This window comes from Arthrobacter sp. GMC3, assembly GCF_002929305.1.
Lineage (GTDB): Bacteria > Actinomycetota > Actinomycetes > Actinomycetales > Micrococcaceae > Specibacter.
This window is the reverse complement of sequence record NZ_PJIO01000025.1, coordinates 1-18015: the sequence shown is the minus strand read 5'-3', so window position 1 is coordinate 18015 and position 18015 is coordinate 1. Positions and strand designations below refer to the sequence as shown.

19 protein-coding genes and 1 pseudogene are annotated in these 18015 nt (G+C 56.9%); 10 read left to right on the top strand and 10 right to left on the bottom strand.

Translation table 11 applies throughout. The features are described from left to right. Window positions 1-11: 11 nt before the first annotated feature. Window positions 12-293, bottom strand: a pseudogene (locus tag CXQ94_RS20825) (transposase); the annotation flags it as partial. 873 nt (window positions 294-1166) lie between these two features. Here CXQ94_RS20825 and CXQ94_RS20815 point away from each other — a divergent pair. Next, window positions 1167-3134, top strand: a complete 1968-nt coding sequence (locus tag CXQ94_RS20815) for a putative Ig domain-containing protein (protein ID WP_104092515.1) — start codon at window positions 1167-1169, stop codon at window positions 3132-3134. Window positions 3135-3731: 597 nt separating this feature from the next. On the opposite strand, the gene CXQ94_RS23400 is transcribed toward CXQ94_RS20815, so the two are convergent. Then, on the bottom strand, window positions 3732-4007 hold the full coding sequence (locus tag CXQ94_RS23400; RefSeq protein WP_368665585.1) for an IS3 family transposase: 276 nt from the start codon (window positions 4005-4007) through the stop codon (window positions 3732-3734). Window positions 4008-4845: 838 nt separating this feature from the next. Then, on the bottom strand, window positions 4846-5334 hold the full coding sequence (locus CXQ94_RS20800; RefSeq protein WP_146070386.1) for a hypothetical protein: 489 nt from the start codon (window positions 5332-5334) through the stop codon (window positions 4846-4848). A gap of 195 nt (window positions 5335-5529) precedes the next feature. Between CXQ94_RS20800 and CXQ94_RS20795 the strand changes: the two genes are divergently transcribed. After that, the gene (locus CXQ94_RS20795; protein ID WP_104092511.1) at window positions 5530-5904 is read left to right on the top strand and encodes a hypothetical protein; all 375 of its coding nucleotides are present in this window, start codon (window positions 5530-5532) and stop codon (window positions 5902-5904) included. A 101-nt stretch (window positions 5905-6005) separates the two neighbouring features. On the opposite strand, the gene CXQ94_RS20790 is transcribed toward CXQ94_RS20795, so the two are convergent. Further along, entirely contained in the window at window positions 6006-6668 is a 663-nt protein-coding gene (locus CXQ94_RS20790; RefSeq protein ID WP_104092510.1) for a DUF4375 domain-containing protein, read from the bottom strand. Between the two features lie 153 nt (window positions 6669-6821). Beyond that, window positions 6822-7391: a CbrC family protein gene (locus tag CXQ94_RS20785; RefSeq protein WP_181034343.1), complete on the bottom strand. Its 570-nt coding sequence runs from the start codon at window positions 7389-7391 to the stop codon at window positions 6822-6824. A gap of 78 nt (window positions 7392-7469) precedes the next feature. Here CXQ94_RS20785 and CXQ94_RS20780 point away from each other — a divergent pair, with 78 nt between their 5' ends. After that, complete coding sequence (locus CXQ94_RS20780; RefSeq protein ID WP_181034342.1) at window positions 7470-8189, top strand: DUF2262 domain-containing protein; 720 nt, start codon at window positions 7470-7472, stop codon at window positions 8187-8189. Between the two features lie 584 nt (window positions 8190-8773). On the opposite strand, the gene CXQ94_RS23395 is transcribed toward CXQ94_RS20780, so the two are convergent. The 3 genes from CXQ94_RS23395 to CXQ94_RS20770 form a co-directional block, all read right to left on the bottom strand. Further along, window positions 8774-8908, bottom strand: a complete 135-nt coding sequence (locus CXQ94_RS23395) for a SpaA isopeptide-forming pilin-related protein (protein ID WP_181034346.1) — start codon at window positions 8906-8908, stop codon at window positions 8774-8776. Between the two features lie 133 nt (window positions 8909-9041). After that, window positions 9042-9479 carry a hypothetical protein gene (locus tag CXQ94_RS20775; RefSeq protein WP_146070385.1) on the bottom strand — a complete coding sequence of 146 codons (438 nt, stop codon included), beginning with the start codon at window positions 9477-9479 and terminating at the stop codon, window positions 9042-9044. Window positions 9480-9563: 84 nt separating this feature from the next. Beyond that, window positions 9564-9950 (bottom strand): hypothetical protein, encoded by a 387-nt coding sequence (locus tag CXQ94_RS20770; RefSeq protein WP_104092507.1) that lies wholly within the window; start codon window positions 9948-9950, stop codon window positions 9564-9566. A gap of 372 nt (window positions 9951-10322) precedes the next feature. On the opposite strand from CXQ94_RS20770, the gene CXQ94_RS23390 reads away from it, so the two are divergent. Both CXQ94_RS23390 and CXQ94_RS20760 read left to right on the top strand, forming a co-directional pair. After that, entirely contained in the window at window positions 10323-10562 is a 240-nt protein-coding gene (locus tag CXQ94_RS23390) for an IS3 family transposase (protein WP_181034341.1), read from the top strand. After that, window positions 10544-11119, top strand: a complete 576-nt coding sequence (locus CXQ94_RS20760; RefSeq protein ID WP_104092505.1) for an IS3 family transposase — start codon at window positions 10544-10546, stop codon at window positions 11117-11119. The genes CXQ94_RS23390 and CXQ94_RS20760 overlap by 19 nt, the downstream gene beginning before the upstream one ends. Before the next feature lie 274 nt (window positions 11120-11393). Here CXQ94_RS20760 and CXQ94_RS20755 read toward each other — a convergent pair whose 3' ends face one another. Together CXQ94_RS20755 and CXQ94_RS20750 are read right to left on the bottom strand one after the other, a co-directional pair. Continuing rightward, complete coding sequence (locus tag CXQ94_RS20755; protein WP_181034340.1) at window positions 11394-12572, bottom strand: HAMP domain-containing sensor histidine kinase; 1179 nt, start codon at window positions 12570-12572, stop codon at window positions 11394-11396. Between the two features lie 41 nt (window positions 12573-12613). Next, window positions 12614-13279, bottom strand: a complete 666-nt coding sequence (locus CXQ94_RS20750) for a response regulator transcription factor (protein ID WP_104092503.1) — start codon at window positions 13277-13279, stop codon at window positions 12614-12616. A gap of 162 nt (window positions 13280-13441) precedes the next feature. Between CXQ94_RS20750 and CXQ94_RS20745 the strand changes: the two genes are divergently transcribed. The 5 genes from CXQ94_RS20745 to CXQ94_RS20725 form a co-directional block, all read left to right on the top strand. Continuing rightward, window positions 13442-13984: a hypothetical protein gene (locus CXQ94_RS20745; protein ID WP_219817098.1), complete on the top strand. Its 543-nt coding sequence runs from the start codon at window positions 13442-13444 to the stop codon at window positions 13982-13984. 2 nt (window positions 13985-13986) lie between these two features. Next, on the top strand, window positions 13987-15063 hold the full coding sequence (locus CXQ94_RS20740; protein WP_104092501.1) for a peptidoglycan-binding protein: 1077 nt from the start codon (window positions 13987-13989) through the stop codon (window positions 15061-15063). Continuing rightward, entirely contained in the window at window positions 15060-15746 is a 687-nt protein-coding gene (locus CXQ94_RS20735) for an ABC transporter ATP-binding protein (RefSeq protein ID WP_104092500.1), read from the top strand. Before CXQ94_RS20740 ends, CXQ94_RS20735 begins: the two co-directional genes overlap by 4 nt. Beyond that, the gene (locus CXQ94_RS20730) at window positions 15743-16966 is read left to right on the top strand and encodes an ABC transporter permease (protein ID WP_104092499.1); all 1224 of its coding nucleotides are present in this window, start codon (window positions 15743-15745) and stop codon (window positions 16964-16966) included. The genes CXQ94_RS20735 and CXQ94_RS20730 overlap by 4 nt, the downstream gene beginning before the upstream one ends. 204 nt (window positions 16967-17170) lie before the next feature. Next, on the top strand, window positions 17171-18015 hold an 845-nt coding region (locus tag CXQ94_RS20725), incomplete at its 3' end, for a leucine-rich repeat domain-containing protein (protein ID WP_181034339.1).

Here is an 18015-nt window from a genome sequence, read left to right as displayed (position 1 = left end):
CGGGTAGCTCATTTTGGGGGCAGCTCGCGGGCGAAGAACGCCGCTGCCCGACGCAGGATCTCATTCTCTTGTTCCAGCTGCGGGATGCGTTTTTTCGCATCCCGCAGATCGGCCGCCTCGGCAGCGCTCACGCCCGGGCGGGTGCCGTCCTCGATATTGGCCTTCTTAAGCCAATTATGCAGAGTGGCCTCGGAGATTCCGAAGTCCCTAGCGATCTGAGAGATCGGCGCTTCATGCCTGCGAGCCACGGCAACAACATCGCGACGGAACTCGGCAGCGAAAGGCTTAGGCACATCGATATCCTTGCTCCAAGGAACATATCCTCACATGTCAGCAGTCAAGCAAACCCGGGGCAATCCCCATCGATCCATTTGGATGCCTCACTGCATCACTTACCTACGTGATCAAACCCGAAGATGTCTCCCATACAGGAACGATCATCAGCTCCCGGCAGGGTAAGCCTGGCCCCCCTACCCAAAGCTAACTCCACAGCGAATGTGACGCTATAGTCGCCACGCAAACTGTCCTGTGAAGGACTTGCACCAGTCAAGAACGCAACCAGCACTCCCAAGCCCCGGGCAGCCTCCATCTGCATCTGCTAAGCCGTCCCCATTATCATGATTTCGCCCGCCACAGTTTGGAACTACGCGGGAAAAAATAGAGGCTCAAATAACACTCTCATTATCATTATATCTTGCATATTAAATGCTAATTTAAGATTCGATGATTTATTCGTACTCGAACGTGAGAATGCCAGGTAGTTGCTGCGACGAGAATCACGACTACCTCTCGAACAAGTGGACTTCGCTTGACTGCATCACTGGAACCGAATAAGCAAAAAAGTGAAGCGCCATTTCGTAGTCGTCAAATCGATATGTCGACCGCCCCATGCAATTGACATAATTTAACAAGTATTTGACAGGTGAAAAAATTCTCGTAAAGGTGAGATAAGACACCGGGACCCTCATCTATTTGGATAGTCATCCGATCAACGATCGGACAGGTTGCAGCCACAGCGACGGTGTCTATGGCCGGCCCTTGGGGAGCTCCGGACTGTGGCCCGCCCTGATGACAGCACTACAGTAAGGAACTACCTAGTGTCTCGACACATCAACAAGACTAGTGGGAGGTCCCGGGCCAAGTTACTGCCTGGAAAGCTTCCCAAAATGCTTCTTGCCACAGCGGCCGCGGGAGCACTAGCTCTCACCGCCGCCCTTCCAGCTGCACAGGCTGCACCCTCCCCGATTAGCGGCCCCACCGCTGGCGGCACGGTCGTTGGAATTGACGTTGTGGACTATGGCTTTGTCTCAGTCAATGCCACTGAAAGCTCAACAACCGGTTATGGCATCACAGCCGACGGCAAGGCCTACGCGTGGGGCTCCAACAGTAACGGTCAGCTCGGAAACGGAACGACCGTCGATAGCGCCGTCCCAGTCGAAGTCCTGCCAGGTGCCATGCCTCCTGGTGTGACAATAACCCGGCTGAGCACCATGAACCAGGCAACCTATGTCATTGGAAGTGACAAAAGGGTGTACTCATGGGGACGCAACACGAACGGCAATCTCGGTGACGGAACCACTACAGATCGAAGCACACCCGTTGCAGTTGCGGCCGGCGCCATTCCTGCCGGCGTGGACATCCTTCAACTCAGTGCAGGCATCGGCCAGGCGTTCGTTCTCGGTAGCGATAACAAGGCCTACTCCTGGGGATACAACGCATTCGGTGCGCTCGGCGACGGAACAGTGACCGACAGACTTGTCCCAGTCGCCGTTGTGCCCGGAGCAATCCCCGCAGGCGTGAGCATCACATCGATCAGCTCCGGCGGATCCACCGCACACTTGATAGGCAGCGACGGCAAAGCCTACGGTTGGGGATACAACGGAGAAGGCGCCATCGGTGATGGAACCACAACGAACCGCAATGCTCCGGTGCCTGTTGCCGCTGGCGAAATCCCCGCAGGCGTGACGATCAAGTCAATGGGACGTAGCCAGAACTCGACATTCGCCCTAGGAAGCGATGGCAAAGCGTATTCCTGGGGCTCCAACATGGCTTACAGCCTCGGCGATGGAACCAACATCACCCGGCTGACCCCGGTTGCAGTGGCCGCCGGGGCGATCCCCGCTGGCGTCACGGCCGTGGACGTTTCCGGAGGACTCAGGACCGGCTACATCCTGGGTAGCGATAACAAAGTCTACGCGTGGGGTTTCAACGGCAATGGTGAACTAGGTGACGGCAGCGGTGTAATTTTCTCACCCACAGCCGTCGCAGTCGCCTTGGGAGCCATTCCAGCGGGTGTGAGCCTTACACAGTTCGCCGCCGGCCAAACTGGCGGGTACGTGCTCGGAACTGACGGCCGGATTTATTCATGGGGTTCAAACTCCGGCGGCGCCCTCGGCAACGGAATTCCCGGCAACGCCCCCACCCCTGTCTTGGGCCCGAACATCCAACCCAGCTCCGTAACCTTTGACGGCATCTCCGGCACCACGTTCACCGTCACCCCGAATGGGGTTTCTACGACGACTCCTCTCCACCCGGCGGGGCCAGTGGACGTTGCAGTGCAGCGCAGCTTGTTCGGCGGCAGCGTGTTGAGCCCGTCGACCATGAAGCCCACCGTATTCGTCGACGGGTTCACCTACATTGATCCACCCGTCATCACACGACTCACCCTGCCCGGCGGGAAAGTAGGCCAGCCATACTCCGAAACGGTGACAGCAACAGGCACTGCGCCGATATCGTTCGCAGTGACAGCCGGGACGTTGCCAGCCGGACTAACCCTCAACCCGACAACGGGCGTGATCTCAGGGACACCAACAAACCCCGGATCATTCAGCATCACCATCACAGCCAGCAACGCCGCCGGATCGGATACACACGTCTACGGTATTGTGGTGGATGCCGGTATCACTCCAACACCGACGGACGGCCCGACGCCAACTGGCACTGCAACCTCAACCACCACTGGTAATCCGACACCGACGGGGGCCGCGACATCTACGGCTACTCGTTCGACAGGTTCCCTTGCTTCCACAGGTCTCGAAAGTGGAAAACTGGGGTTTGGAGCCATCGCGTTGCTGCTCATTGGCGCCGGTGTCGTTGCTGCTACCGCCCATCGTCGACGCGCAGCCAAACACTAAAAGAACAGGCATGTCAGCTCACGGATCTCTCTCCGTCTAAGTTCCGCCACGGAGGAACCCGATGGCCGGAGAGTTCCGTGGGGTACTGACACCCAGTTTCCACCCACTACTTTGCCCGCTCCTGTGGGTTTAGTATTTTTTGGTGTTTTCACGTCATGATTTCTCTTGATTACACTCCAAACTAGGTGTGAGCGTGTTTTCTTGTCCGTCAGGAAGAACGGCCAGATGGGCGAGGAAACACGCTCCACGTCACGGCCTGTTGCTGCCAACCGGCCGAATAACAGGGCCAAAATCACCCCGTGCCTCAAGTGCTCGGGACCCAGCGGTGCAGGATGACGAGAAGTAGGTGCACTTGAAGGTCCCCCTACTAACGGGCGCACCCGACTTAACTCCGACAACTAATGGGACTGCCGTGGCTTTGCTTGACTCCTTGACCTGCCCCAAGGATTACTTACCCATTTCGGAGTGAAAATCAGGCCAATTGTTAGGCGTTCTTGGAGTGTAGGACATCGACTGCGGGAGCCAGGCCTTTCGCAACGTTTCTTGCCAATGGCCGTTGCGATACTAAGGCCTTGATCGGAGTGAACCAGAGGTTTCTCATTCGGCGTGAGGCCGGTGAAAGCGGCGCGGATGCTGTCGGTTCCACACGTTGTGGGCGCCCTGACCTACTTCTACACGGAAGGAGTTGTGCCGGCCTCGCTGAGGCACCAACCACTCCAGCCCGAGTGCGCGCATCAGTGTGCGCACGGTCTTCTTTGACGCACTCCGCCCCTGCCGTCGCAGGATAGCGAGGATACCTTGATGCCCGTAGACGCCCCTCGCGTCGCTGAAGGCTCCCCGAATGCCTTCTTTGATTTCACCGTGCAGGCCCACGTGTCGGAGTCGATTCCGATGGTCGTGGGAGGCCGATCCGGGAAGGTTCGCGATCGGCAGCGAGAGATGGAGCGGAAATTGCTCCGTGAGGTCTTCCACGGCTTGAACTTTCAGCGTCGTTCTTGTGACCTCAAATCTCGCAATTTTCCCAGATAAGCGACCTCGGCGCGAAGCCGTTCATGTTCTTTGACCAGCGCCTCGGGCTCGCTCTCTTGAGGATAGATCCCACGATCGATCGGAGGCCGGCTACGTCTCTTTGGACGCAATCTGTCCTGGCCGTCGCGTCGCTTGATGACCCTCCGGTTCGCTACGGTCATAGGCGAGGGCAAGTCATCCTCTTGGGCGAGTGCCCTTCCGGTCTCTCCGTAGGCGTGGCGCCGCCAGATCTCGAGTTTGGTCTCGGAATCGTCGTGCCTTCGATCTCTTGTCATCAGCGCACCTTCTCCCCGTGGTTACCGTCGTTGATACAACATTTGGACAGGGTAGGTGTCGAGGTCAAGAGCCAACGCGACGGACTTTGCGGTGATTCCTTCCGCGTACATTTCGAGGGCCGTGACAACATGAGAACGGATTGACGTGCTCCGCAAGTACACGAGTGGACTCCCTTGAAAGTTAGACACCTAATTTGGGAGTGCACCTTTCAGGAACCACTCGACTGCTGCGCCGGTACTTCCCCAACGGGAGCAACTTTAGCATCCACGGTGCTGAGGATCCTGGCTGGGTCGCCGCCGAACCCTCTACGGGACGGTTCAGGTTTTCCTCTACAGAGGGTCTTGACAATTGCGGTGTTTCGCAAGGGGTGATGAGGTACGAGACGCCATCAAGGTTTGAGTATTTGTTAGTCCCAGTATCCGGGTACTGCGACCGCAAGCGTCCTAAATCGTGAGGCCCGCTCTAATTCTTGTGCCCAGAAATCGGGATCGTCGGTCGGATCGTCGGCCCTGCTAGCCAGAACATCGATGGGTGCCACTGGTCGCCAAAGCGTCATTGAGAGATTTGAGTAGCTGAATGTGGCTGGGTATTCATTATCGTCTTCATCGGCAGTGCCTAGAATCGTACTGGTCTCAGTGTCTGTTAGGCTTCCGAGCTGAGTCCCATTCAGCCGGATATCGACTCCAGCGCCTAGAGCAACTTCAACAAAAACCAGGGCATCGTTGTCAAACTCGAAAAGAACGGCGTTGTCATGGAAACGCACGATGTCTTTTGCTTGCTGGGTGGGCTCGCCAAAGAGCTTTCGACCAGCAGTGATGGCGTCCTGGGATCCCTGTCGGAACACGAAGGGGCCTATGGACACTCTTGGCACAAATTCCAACACAATTTCGCTCATCAAAATTACTATAGGTGCCGACCTGTCCGAGCGCAATTACTGAAAGCCCTGAAAGTGAAAACCATTGCGAGACAGGCCCGATGCTGATCAGAACGTCGCGCCAGATAGTCCCGGTCATCTTGGCCAACTCTGTAATGGGCTCTAGAAATGGGCGGATTGCAACGTCGGCGCGCAGCTAGAGCCGTACCCTGAAGAATGGATGTCGCAGATCTTCTCTCTCAGGTAATCAACAAGGACACAGCAGGCGGGATCGAGGCCCTTGATCCCACGGAGAGGATGGTTTTCTTAATCTCTGAGGCAGAGATCCTGGCGGACATGAGTGGTGTCGATGAGTTCCTCGAAAGATACGCAAGGCGTTCGTTGGGGACGACGTGCGCCGATTTCGGGGTCGTAGGTAGGGAGGAGATCGCTAAGCTCCTTGGGGAGTTGGAAATCGCCGGTTTTGATGTCGACTGCACACTGGAGCGGCTCGGGAGTTTGATTAGCTCTCGCGATGGCTACACCTATGATGATGTGGTTCGCGAGATCGAGCGGCGCCTGAGCTCCGAAGTATCGCAGAAACGCGCATAGCCGCTTTCTCCGCCGACTCCCCGCAACGATCAGGGTTTCTCAGAGGGCTTGAAAGAGTAACAGTGCACGAATGTGCGCCGCTCAGCCTTGAACGGGGTGGCTCAGTAGTTAACCTGTTGGCTGTTTTGTGGTGGCGCTCCGAAATGTTGCACGACCAGGCGTGTCAAGTCATCAGGGTATGTCCAGAAGGCCTCATCGAGCTCATCTATGCGATCACTGTCGGAGTCGGAAAGCTTGTTGAGGAGATCGGCAGGAGTGGAGATCTCGGGGTCATTCAGGTAGTTGCGGATGAGGACCATCATGGAGCGAAGAAGTGCTGCCGCACTGGGGGCACCAGTCTTTTCCAGAGCTGCTATGGCCGTGTGGTAGTTGGGTAGTCCCCAGTTTCCGATGAACTGCAGAAAGCCACCATTATTAATGTCGGCCTCCGCCCGCCAGAGAGCGATCAGATCCCGGTCGCGCTCGTTGAGGCGCTCTACACTCCAGCCCAAGGCTTCAAGTCGTGTCAGTGCAGCATCGTAGATTTTGTTCTGGAGGATTTCCCATACGCTCACCAGAGGCTCATCAGTCTCGGAGGCCCACAACTGCGGCCAGTTCAGCCCGTGCCCATCATCAGCGAACTGCCACAACTCACGTTCGGCCAAGGTCGCCTTCTTCAACGGTGCATCACGGCTGAAGGGGTCGATAAGAATTTGCCCATCAGCGAGAGTGATCACTATCGCCTCATCAGTGAGAGACAAGCTCGAAATCCGGTAATTGGGCATAGATTCTCCTTCGCAAAAGATACCCAAGCACTAGGCCTAGTCCTCACCATCCTCCACAACCGACGACTACCACACGTATCCTAAGAACTCAGGCGGGTCGCCACCCGCTCGAACATACTCATTTACACCGGCGAACTCTTGCCAGGGCCAGATTTAGCAGGCGTCTACGTGGAGCCGGTGTGCGCCGCAGGAGAGGCAACGGAAGAGATAGCCGGCAAAGTCTCCTCCCCGTTCTAGGTCGTTGAGTATGGATGCGGGATCCCAGCCGAGTCCGCCGTTAACGTCCGCTGCGAAGTCTGGCTCGGTCAGGTATTGCGGTAGATCGTTTGCTCCGATGTCTCCCAGGAAGGCGCACGGGCGTCCGCAGTGTGAGCGCCATTCTTCTTGTTGCCAGGAGACGTAGGAAGGGGTGCAAGTTGCGACTTCCAGAGACTCAGCCTCGTAGACCTCTACCGAAAAGGAGGTACCCTCCGGAATGGCTTCGATGCCCGCCGCATCTGAGAATTCCCCATCGAAGACGCGTGCGGCGGTGCCATCGGCGATGCACCAAGGGCAAATGTACTCGACGTCTTCCATCGCGTAAAACGATGATTTGTAACGCATTGCACGAGGCATCTCACAGGCCTCACACACCCCATCGAGGACTTCGAAAATATCCAAGTCATAAGCGTTCGGATGAAAACGGAAGATGGGCAACCTGTTCAGATCAGACGCTTCACACATGGCCATATTCTGCCACACGCCAGAACAACGACGACGTCATTTGAGCCGGTCGTTGTCCGGTGGGGGCATACTAGGACTGTGAATGCCCTAGATATGAAAGTGCTTGCCATAACACTGAAAGGGGCGTACGCCGGAGATGCTATGGCCCAAGTGAAAATCTTTAGATTGCAAGGTCACCGGGCTGTGAACCGCGACTTTTCAAGACTTGTAGTCGTCACCTCACAGGAGAACGCGAGGTACTTCCAATCCCATCTGCTTGAAATCGGAAACGATGGTGAGACTCACTGGACGGTAGGTCAGATCGAGAGTACTGCTGTAGATGCGATGCTGGACCAGATAGCAAGTTCCCCACCCCGGAGCACACCATCAAAACAGCCTTTTCGCGATGAGGTCCTTGGTGTAGTTCGTCCGAGCAAGCATGACAACAGTTGGCTAGCAACAACGTCGCTGGGTCAAGAGATCGTATCCCTGAGCTTCTCCCTTCCCACAGGAATTAATGACCCACGAGAATCAATTGCGCGACTAAAAGCCGTCATCGTTGAACTGTCTCAAATTGACCAGATGGCACGATCTTTCGCAGCCAATCAACTCCTGGGCGTTCTCAACACTGAATGGCGAGATCACGATGATCCACACTGGGGTATTGACGATTTCACGTCTCATATCAAACTGGAGGCCCTGTCCACGTTCGTTGACGGCACCTTCGAGCTCAACTATGGGACAACAGGTATCTTCGAAGACCACACAATTTTCGTCTCACTAGACCACGTTGGTCTGCCAACCGAAGCGAGCCTCTGACACGGTCATGGGGGTTGGGTAGTAATGGCTCAGGGGCCCCAATGATCACTGACCAGGTGCGCATGCGCTCATGCCATGATGGCCTCCACCGACTTAGGCGACCAAGTTTCCCGTTCCTGCCCCCGTACCGGCTCGAAAACCACCAAGGAACTCTAAGGGGTGTGTCCGATTCGGGCCGGTGCCTCCCATACCCTTGACACACGTCAGTCCGATTTCCGGGAAGGAATGAGGGGCTTGGGTCCGGAATAGGTCCGTGCCCATGCCCTTCAGTATTGGTTTTAGTCCAGCTTCGTTTGGCTAGCCGCGTTTGGTGAGTGTAATGCTGCCGACTCCAATGATCAGCAGACCGCCGAGGGTCCACCCACTCATGTGGATGCCTGCGCATGCGAGGCCTCCTCCCCCGGCAGCACTTGGCTATTTGGTATCGGGAACTTTCCTGACGGGCGCGGGCAAAGATCAGTGTGTGGTGGATGTTGGGGCGGTGCCAGTGGTGGGATTCACTGTTGGCGCACTTATTGGGTTATCCGTAATTGCAGTGGTTGGCCCGTCGGTGGGTCCGGGTGTTGGTGTGGCGTTGTAGAAATTCATTGAGGAGGAAGGCCCGTCGGGGCGACGGTGACGATGATGGAGTCATTGTCTGTGTCGATGGCGTAACCTGTTGGGGCTTTGATCTCCTTGATCCTGTAGGTGTCGGGCTTGGAGACTCTTACGTTCTTGATGTCTCCTTGTCTGTCTCTGGCTCCTAAGTCCCGGCACTCCTGAAGATGTCACAAGGGGCAATCAAGAGTCAGGGCGTATCGCCAAGGTCGTTCTTGGACGTCCTGCTCTGATGTCCGAATTCTTTAAGTCCTATCAATCATGCATTAAGTGATTGAGGCTTCCGACGACGGTGACCTCCTTCTGGTGCAATGGACCATACGGTTCGAAGCCTCGGAGATCGTCGTCCTGGTGTACTTCAGCCCAGAAGTCTGCCGCGCTCTGCGCGGTGCCGAGGACCAGCCATGCTGGCCCATACTGGGTCGACGCCCACCACAAATTGGCGCCTTCCGTTGCCTCGACGAAGAGCTCGTCACCAATCGCGTCGCCTTCCTGCGTTCCCAGGAGCGTGCAATCAGTTGGAGAGATTCCCTGGCGTTCAAGTAGTGCTGTGGCAATCTGCTCGGCTTCCACCTGCGCCCTGGCTTCACTATCGGCATCGGTGCCGCTGAACGTTGGCATGCGGAAACGCACTAGAAAATGACGTTCATCAGGGAGCCGGAAGAGCTGGAATACAGGAAATTCACCAGACATGCAGCAATGATATACGTTATGGCTGGATGCCCCAAGCATGCCGTGCGCAACGCTTGAAAGATTCACAGCCTTACACTCGGCAACTTAGCTTATGACGCTAAATAGGTCGCCAAACCCGATGAACTGCCACCCTGCTCCCGCTGAGTCGGTCGGCACGAAGATCGCCACAAATTCATTGTTGATGGAACGTTCCCAGAACGTCAGTCCCAGTCGACCCTTCCACAGCGTGACTACAGCCAAATCAGCATCATGCCCAGGAAGCCTGGTTAACAGATCATCCAACCGGTTGAGCGTGCTGACCAGGAGCGGCATAACATGGTGCTCCAATTCCTGGGCTGTCGCTGCGTAGACACAGACGCCGAGCTCATCGGCGGTTCCTGGAAAGAGATCGCACTCATATTCAACGAGTCCTTCTTCGGTTACTGCACGGCCAACCAAAGGGTGGCTTTGGAGCTCGGTAGCGAAGTTCATTTTGTCCATTCTACCGTGAATGAACCGGCTCGGTCGCAGCTTTTCCCGATGCCGAAGAGTATTTTCAATAACCGCGCGGTGGCATGCACGAGCCGGTGGAGAACTCGTGTGGAGCGCAACTCTCATCTTTCGTAGAATACGGAAAACGGGACAGAGCATATGCCACAAACAGCAGCCCCAAGTAGAACACTGCACCAACACCGCCAAGCAACCAGCCACCTTTCACCTGAGGTGTACTACTGAGGTGGGACAGTTCCTGAAAAAAGTGTCGGCGTTCTTCGCCAAAGAACAACGGTAGATACCAGCTACCGTCTCGTTCAACAGGAGGAGAACGCCGGAGGACAAGTTGCCTGGATATGCCGCCAGTTAGGTGTGCCACGATCCTCGTATTACCGCTGGAAAGACACTCGTGCATCGCCGACGAGCCTGCGCCGCCGGGAACTGACGGATCAGGTGAGGACCGTCTTTGAGTCTTCCGACGGAATCTATGGTCAGGGGATGGTGCATGCGAAACTAGCCACCGCCGGGGTGGACGTCTCGGTGGGGACGGTGGCATCGATCATGGCCGAGAACGGGTGGCAGGCTAGGCGGATATGGTCTTCAAAGATCTGATTGCACGGGACTTCACCGCAGAAACGCCTGGCACCCGTTTGGTGGGTGACATTACCTACCTGCGCACCGGTGAAGGATGGCTGTACTTAGCCACCGTCATCGACCTGTGCACCCGCATGATCGTTGGCTGGGCGATGGCGGATCATATGCGGGCATCGTTGTGTGTCAGAGCTTTGGAAATGGCCAGAGATAAAGGCCACCTGAGGGCCAACGCAATTTTCCATTCGGACCATGGAGCTCAATATACGTCCCGTGAATTGGGTACCTGGTGCACCCGAAATAGCATCCGCCAATCCATGGGATTAGCTGGTGTTTGCCGGGACAACGCCGTGGCCGAGTCCACTTTCTCGACCATCAAGAACGAGTTCTACCACCGCTACAGCTTCACCACCCGCCAAGAAGCCCGACGGGCCACCATGCACTACGTCGAGGCCTTCTACAACCGGTGGAGACCCCACACCCACAACGGCGACCTACCGCCGGCAACCGCAATGGCCAAAGTCACCACCCAAAACCAGCCGCTGCCAAACCCGCAAAAAGAAAACGAGCTGTCCTAGATTCTTGACGCACCTCAGTTCTCAATCGTATGCCCATCGAGCAGCGGAGCAGGTGGCTGTGTCACCGACGGATTCCACGATGCCTCAGTAGTCATATCCAGATCATATCCGGGCAAGGATTTCTAGATGCCGCTCAGAAGATTTAGAAGATCATCAGTACAGACCCATAGGCGAAGTCCACTGTTACACGTCGAGATCATGTCCGTTGCATGACCCTTGCCGGGACCAGATTTAGCAGGCGTCAACATGAAGGTTTGATCGCTTCTCGTCATGGTCACTGCCCCTCCCAAGCGAAAGTACTGTGAGAGGGGAAGGATACTGTCGCGATCAGTCCTCCCCCAGCTCGAGGTCCCAGAGCCAGCCGACCGTTGTGTGCGGCTGTAATGCTCTCGACAATGGCCAGTCCCAGCCCTCGCGAAGCCACACCTGCGGGCACTACTCGCCCGCCGTCTCGATAGAACGGCTCAGTGAGTTTGGCTATTGAGGCCTGCTCAATGACTTTGCCGGAGTTCGTAACCGTCAAGGAAATTTCGCTTTCGTGGATCGAATCCGGGCCAACAACAATCTGTATGTCCCCGCCGAGGACATTGTGCTTGATGGCATTCTGAAGAAGATTGGTGGCAAGTCTCCCAAGCATTACGGCATTACCCTCTATAACCGCGGGGCGACAATTGAGCGTGACGTCTAGTTGCCGGTGGTCGATTTCGTCGCTGAGCGCCCCCAGCGAATCCCCGAGAATGTGGGCGAGGTCCACGTGATCAACACTGACCTCGACTTGGCCAATGTCGGCCAGATCTAATAGTGCGTCGACAGTTTGGATACTGCGTTCGTTCGTCTCACGCAAGCGCTGGGCGAGCACGCGAAAGTCACTCAGGCTCGTCTCGGGGCTGGCCAGGGCAAGATCGAGGATGGCTTTCGTCGTAGCCAGCGGTGTCTGTAATTCGTGGGACGCATTGGCGGCAAAACGTTGATGGGCGTGAAAAGACTGGTCTAGCTTTTCTAGCATTCCATCGAAAGTGTCTGAAAGGTCCTTGATTTCATCACGGGGTCCCGTGAGACCGATTCGGTGGTCGAAAGTGCCGGTGCCAGCACGAAGTGCCGCCTCATTGATGGCATGAAGTGGCCTGAGAAGTCGGCCGGAGATAATCCACCCCGCCCATCCGCTGGCGAGAACCATCACAATGAGCACCACAATCGAGGCAATCGAAAGCGATTGCAGAACATCGTCCGCGCTCGTGATGCGAATGCCTGAGGCGTCATTTGCGTTCGGTGGCAGCGGAGCGGCGGGCGTCGGCAGGGCGATTGCTTGTCCTGGCGAACCAGATCCCAGACTTGATTCAATCGCGTAGTCGGGCACGTAGCGCATGTAGGCGTACAGCATCACCAGCATCACTGTCCCGGACACGGCAAGTAGCGCTGCATACGTCAACGACAGCCGGGCACGGACAGTCATCCGAGGGCGCCAAGAAAGCAAAGCGAATTTCGGATCGCCGGTCATGATGTCCCGATCATGCGGTAACCGCAGCCTGGCACTGTTTGGATGACCGCCGGTTCCCCCAGACGTTTGCGCAGCGTTGAAATGGTTACGCGGATCGTGTTAGTAAAGGGGTCCGCGTTCTCATCCCATGCTTTTTCAAGGATAGTTTCGGCACTGACCACGCCTCCGCCAGCCAGCATCAGGACTTCCAAGACACTAAATTCTTTCCGGCTCAGTTTAACGAAGTGCCCATGCCTGGTCACTTCGCGGCGAAACGCGTCAAGGCTGACCCCGGCGCTTTCTAAAACGGGAGGGCGGGCTTCCTGGTTTCTGCGCTGTAGGGCCCTGATCCTGGCGACAAGTTCGGGGAATTCGAAGGGCTTGGCCAGATAGTCGTCCGCACCGAGACCCAGTCCGGTCACTTTGTCATCGAGCCGGCGGGCGGCAGTCAGCATGATGATCCTTATGCTGGGGTGCCCGGCCACAAGCTGCTTACAGACCTCGTCGCCGTGAACAACCGGCAGGTCCCGGTCTAGGACGACCACGTCGTAATCGTTGATCGATACTTGCTCGATTGCAGCCCCTCCATCGTGTACCATGTCCGCGGCTATGGCCTCCCTGCGCAGCCAGGTCTGGATTGCTTCCGCCAAGAAGATCTCGTCTTCGACGACAAGTACTCGCATGTTTCCCTCTTCTCGAATGGCCGTGTGCCCAGAATTCAGTCAACCACACGCGATGTTCGGTAAATGTAAAGAAATTTCTTGACACTTTCGCAACAGCCCACCGAGTGAACTGGTTTCAGCCACCCGAAGCGACGTCGTGTACCTCATGACCTTCGGGAGGAATTGGAGATCATCATGAACAAGAAGAATTCGAAACTACGGATGAAGTCAATCGGTGCCCTTTTTGCCATCCCGCTTCTGGCCGGTTCTCTAGCTGCCTGCAGTCCGGTGTCGTCCTCGAACTCAGCGGCTACGTCGACCACCGCGGGCAAGGTAAGTAGCTCGGTCCTGACTTTTGATGAGTGGCAAATTGCCTTTGCCAAGTGTCTACGCGAGCAGGGAGTTGATGCTCCTGATCCCAGCGCCAGTGGTGGAGGAGTCAGCCTGGGCGGTGGTGGCGACGAAGCAGCGATGAACACCGCGGCGAAGACATGCAGCGACAAACTCGGTCAGGTACCTGCACCTCCCGGTGGCAAGTCCCAGGAAGAAAGTAAGAAGGAGGTGCTTCAGGTGGCTAAGTGCCTGCGCGAAAATGGTTTTGATGTCCCGGATCCGGGAACGAATCAGGCCATGGGCATCCCACAAGGCGCCTCACCAGAAATCTTGAAGAAGTGCGGCATCAACCCGCCTGCTGGGATGTCCGGCACGAAGAGCTCGGCGAGCTAGCGATGACGACACTTAATCGCAGGCAAGTGATTATTGGTACGTCCTTGGCGATCTTGTTGTCAGGCGGAGCTGTTGCGGGCACCTTGGCCGTATCAGCGCCGGACACTGGCCAAACGGATGCAACAAAGAAGCCAAGCAGCACAACCCCCATCGTCAGGGGCCCACTTGACGGGACAACCCAGGCACTGGGGACACTGGGGTTTGCTGCAACCGGGCCCATACAGTCTGCTTCTGCAGGCGTTCTGACCGGGCTGCCCAAGACGGGCGAGGACGTGGCTCGTGGAGGCACGCTTTACTCCGTGGACAACAAGCCGGTAATTCTCTTCGCTGGCGGGTTGCCTGCATGGCGGTCATTTCAAACAGGAATGCCGAATGGCCCGGATATTCAGCAGCTCGAAGAGAACCTGAAAGCACTGGGATACCTCCAGGGCGAACCAAGCGACTCGTTCAATTGGGCTACTCTGGCCGCGATTAATGCTTGGCAGCAAGCACTGGGCCTGCCTCAGACAGGGACTATTGACCTTGGCGTCATCATTTTTTCCGGCGTCAAAGGAAACCTCCGTGTGGCCGCCGTGGATGCCTTGATCGGGGACCGAATTGGATCGGGTCAAAAGGTCATGACGGTAACTTCCCTCGAAAAGGAAATCAGTGTCGACGTCAAGCTCAGCGATCAGAAACTTGCTGCAGTTGGCAATGAAGTGGACCTGACACTGCCTGGAGGTGTTAGGACCACTGGCACCATCACAACCATTGGGGTTCCCACCGAAAAGGAAATCAGCGGTCAAAAATCCGTGGTCCTACCCATATCGGTGGCCCTTGCCGACCCAACCAAAGCGGCGGACCTGCAACAAGCCAGCGTCACCGTGGGATTCCGTTCGGAGCACCGCGAAGACGTACTTTCAGTGCCGGTTGAAGCCCTCCTCGCCCTAGACGAGAAAACCTTCGCAGTGGAAGTGGTCCAGTGGGATGAATCCACCAAACGTGTACCTGTCACCACGGGCCTCTTTGCCAGCGGCAGGGTAGAGATCAGTGGCGAGGGCATAGCGGCCAATCAGAACGTGGTGGTGCCGAAGCTATGACAGAAATCATCCGTCTTAAAGGCGTCTCACGGTCCTACGGGCAGCCACCAACAAATGCCTTGTCGGAGGTGGATCTGATGGTGGAGGCAGGAGAGTTCGTGGCAATCGTCGGTCCCAGCGGTTCCGGCAAGTCCACCATGCTCAACTTGCTGGGAACCGTGGATCGGCCCAGCGCCGGCACCGCGACCATCGATGGTGCGGCAGTGAACGGGCTCTCCGACTCGATGCTATCGGCGTTGCGCGCCTACCGGATCGGTTTCGTCTTCCAGCAATTCCACTTATCCGAAGGCATCACGGCAACAGAAAACGTCGCCGATGGTTTGCTTTACACCGGGGTACCCCGAGCCGAACGTCAACGCCGCGCTCATGCCGCCCTGAAACGGGTCGGTCTCGAACACAGACTCGGGCACAAACCCCATCAACTCTCGGGCGGGGAGCGCCAACGCGTGGCCATCGCCCGGGCGGTTGCGGGAAACCCCCCACTCTTGCTGGCCGATGAACCAACCGGGAACCTCGACTCGGTATCGGGGGCGACCATCATCGAACTCCTCCATGAACTCAACCGCCAGGGCACCACTGTTCTGGTCATCACCCACGACACCGAGCTTGCCAGCCAGCTCCCACGTCAAATCACTCTCCGCGACGGGCGCATCGTCGCCGACTCCGGAAGGGTCTCGTCATGACACCCGCCATCGAAAGAACCACCGAGCAACGCGCGCCGCACGGGAAATCGCGCATGCGTCCAGGCGATGTGGTGCGAGTAGGAACCACTGGGCTACGATCACGACCCACCCGGGCAATCCTTTCTGCACTAGGAATTGCCATCGGAATTTCCGCCATGATCGCCGTCGTCGGGATTTCAAGCTCCAGCCAAGCCAAACTGAACAACGATCTACAATCCCTGGGCACCAACATGCTCACAGCCCAGGCAGGCAAAGACATTTTCGGAAAGCCAACAACGCTTCCTGCCAACACCGTGGCTCAGATCCAGCGAATCAACGGCGTCGAATCCGCCAGCTCCACCGCCGCCCTTGCCAACCACCACATTTACCGCAATAGCCTCATCGCCCCGGGCCAAACGGGAGGTCTCAGCGTTCAAGTAGCGGACCTGAACCTCCTGAACGTCGTCAGCGGAAAAATCCGCACCGGCACCTGGCTCAACCGGGCAACAGCCGAATACCCCGCCGTCGTCCTTGGCGCGGATACCGCCGATCGCCTAGGAATTCACACGCCGGGCAGCAGCGTACGGATCGGCAACCAAAACTTCACCGTCGTTGGCATCCTGGACCCGGTACCCCTCGCCCCCGATCTGAATACTGCCGCGCTCATCGGATCTGAGATTGCAGCAAGACTCTTCGGTTTCGATGGAAACCCAGTAAGGATTTACGAACGCTCATCTGATGAATCGGTGGAGACCGTGCGGCCGCTCATCGCCCCGACAGCCAACCCGCAAGCGCCACGAGACGTTGAAGTGTCCAGACCGTCGGATGCCCTCGCCGCTAAGTATGCCGCTGACCAGGCCTTCACCGGATTGCTCTTGGGGCTCGGCTCCATTGCACTTTTAGTTGGCGGAATTGGTGTCGCCAACACCATGGTCATCTCAGTCCTAGAACGACGGCGCGAGATTGGTTTGCGCCGTGCACTCGGAGCCACTCGGGGCCATATCCGTTCCCAATTCCTCGTCGAAGCACTACTACTTTCAGCCATGGGAGGAGTAGTTGGAGCCGCACTCGGAACGGGCGTGACGGCCATAATTGCCACCGCCAATGGTTGGCCGGTCGCCGTACCCTGGCCAGTCTTGGGCGCTGGTGTATTGGCAACACTAGCAATCGGCGCAATAGCCGGCCTCTACCCCGCCATCCGCGCTGCCAGAACCCCGCCAACAACGGCCCTCAGCGGCTGAAAGTCGGAGATCTTTGCGCTCGAGCAAAAATAATCCAAGCTACGACGTCATAATCCCCGCCGAAACAACTCTCCTATTCATATAGACAGCCTGCCTTAGCCATACAGACAGTCTGCCTTTGCACTGTGACCTCGTACCGCCAGCTCATTTTGTGGCTCCGGGTCTCCCCGGCCAACCTCGATGAGCATTAACGAAAGAGTTCCCATGAAAGTTGAATCTATTGCCACTCGCAATCGCCGACGCCGGCCGTCCACCAAGGTTTTGGGCTCCCTAGCATTGGCTACAGCGCTAGGATTAGGCTCGCTTCTTGCCGCAGCCCCAGCGAATGCCGCCGAAGTCACTTTCGCCGATCCGGCGTTGCAGGCCTGCGTGAACCAGAACCTCGGCCAGCCCGACAACGCACCAGTCTCGACGTCCCAATCAGCCAGCATCACCAATCTAAGCTGCTCCGGAAAGAACCTCACCAACTTGGGAGGTCTCGAAAAGCTGACGTCGCTTACAGACCTGGATCTATCTCAGAACGCAATTACCGATATCTCGCCCATGTCGAGTCTGAGCAACCTGACGTATTTGACCTTCAACGGCAATCAGATCACCAGTTTGGCCCCGCTGGCATCATTGGGGAATCTGAGGAGCATTTACGGCAACCAGAATCAAATATCTGACCTCAGTCCTCTTGCGGGACTGAGTATGCTCCAAGGATTTTCCTTCGACAACAACACCATCACCACCCTGGCTCCGATCGCCGGCCTGACAAACCTCGTCCTGGTCAGGATCCCCGGAAACCAGGTCTCAGACCTAGCTCCGCTGGCCACGCTGCCTAACCTGCTGTGGGTCTACGCCGACAACAACCAGATCAGCACTCTCGCGCCCCTCTCCAACGCCACACTATTGCGTGAGGTGTACGTGGCCGGAAACCATATCGCCGATCTGAGCCCGCTGGGTGGCCTGCCAAATCTGGCGCAGGTCGGTGCCCGCGATCAGACGTTGACCTTGCCCGATGTTGTTGTTGGGCAGAGTTACCCTAACCCCTTGCGTGAACCCCATGG